Annotated in this window: 1 protein-coding gene and 1 pseudogene; both read left to right on the top strand. The window is 54.4% G+C overall.

Going from position 1 to position 1226, the window contains the following annotated elements; genetic code table 11:
• Positions 1–882: Gfo/Idh/MocA family oxidoreductase (locus RTW80_RS25575; RefSeq protein WP_312720854.1), on the top strand; the 882-nt coding region annotated here is incomplete at its 5' end.
• Positions 879–1226 (top strand): annotated as a pseudogene (locus RTW80_RS25570) (glycoside hydrolase family 65 protein); the annotation flags it as partial. The gene RTW80_RS25575 and the pseudogene RTW80_RS25570, both read left to right, overlap by 4 nt.

Raw genomic sequence — 1226 nt, 5'->3', positions numbered from 1 at the left:
TCCGTGTGGGACGATCCGCAGGCCATGCTGCTGGCGGTGAAACCTGATGTGGTTAGCGTCTGCTCACCTAACCGTTTTCATTACGAACATACCCTGATGGCACTGGAAGCGGGCTGCCATGTGATGTGCGAAAAACCGCCCGCCATGACGCCAGAACAGGCGCGGGAAATGTGCGATACCGCGCGCAAACTGGGCAAGGTGCTGGCCTACGACTTTCACCATCGTTTTGCGCTCGATACGCAACAGCTGCGTGAACAGGTGACCAACGGCGTTTTGGGAGAGATTTACGTTACCACCGCCCGCGCCCTGCGTCGCTGCGGCGTTCCCGGCTGGGGTGTCTTTACCAATAAAGAACTGCAGGGTGGTGGCCCGCTGATCGACATCGGCATTCATATGCTGGATGCTGCGATGTATGTGCTGGGCTTTCCGGCGGTGAAAAGCGTGAATGCGCATAGCTTTCAAAAGATCGGCACGCAAAAGAGCTGTGGTCAATTTGGTGAGTGGGATCCGGCAACTTACAGCGTCGAAGATTCGCTGTTTGGCACCATTGAATTTCATAACGGCGGCATTCTGTGGCTGGAAACGTCATTTGCACTCAACATCCGCGAACAGTCGATTATGAACGTCAGCTTTTGTGGTGATAAAGCTGGTGCGACGCTGTTTCCAGCACATATCTACACCGATAACAACGGTGAATTAATGACGCTGATGCAACGGGAAATGGCAGACGACAACCGCCATTTGCGCAGCATGGAAGCCTTTATCAATCACGTACAGGGCAAGCCCGTGATGATAGCCGACGCCGAGCAGGGGTACATCATCCAGCAACTGGTGGCGGCGTTGTATCAATCCGCAGAAACAGGGACGCGTGTGGAATTATGACCAGGCCAGTAACGTTATCAGAACCCCATTTCAGCCAGCATACCCTGAACAAGTATGCATCGCTGATGGCGCAGGGGAACGGCTATCTTGGGCTTCGCGCCAGCCATGAAGAAGATTACACGCGCCAGACGCGAGGGATGTATCTGGCGGGGCTGTATCATCGGGCGGGAAAAGGTGAAATCAACGAACTGGTGAACCTGCCTGATGTCGTGGGGATGGAGATTGCCATAAATGGTGAGGTTTTCTCGTTATCCCACGAAGCCTGGCAGCGTGAGCTTGACTTTGCCAGTGGCGAATTACGCCGAAATGTTGTCTGGCGTACCAGCAACGGCTCAGGTTACACC

The organism is Escherichia sp. AM3 (genome assembly GCF_032029835.1).
GTDB classification, from domain to species: domain Bacteria; phylum Pseudomonadota; class Gammaproteobacteria; order Enterobacterales; family Enterobacteriaceae; genus Escherichia; species Escherichia coli.
This window is presented reverse-complemented; position numbering and strand designations above follow the sequence as displayed.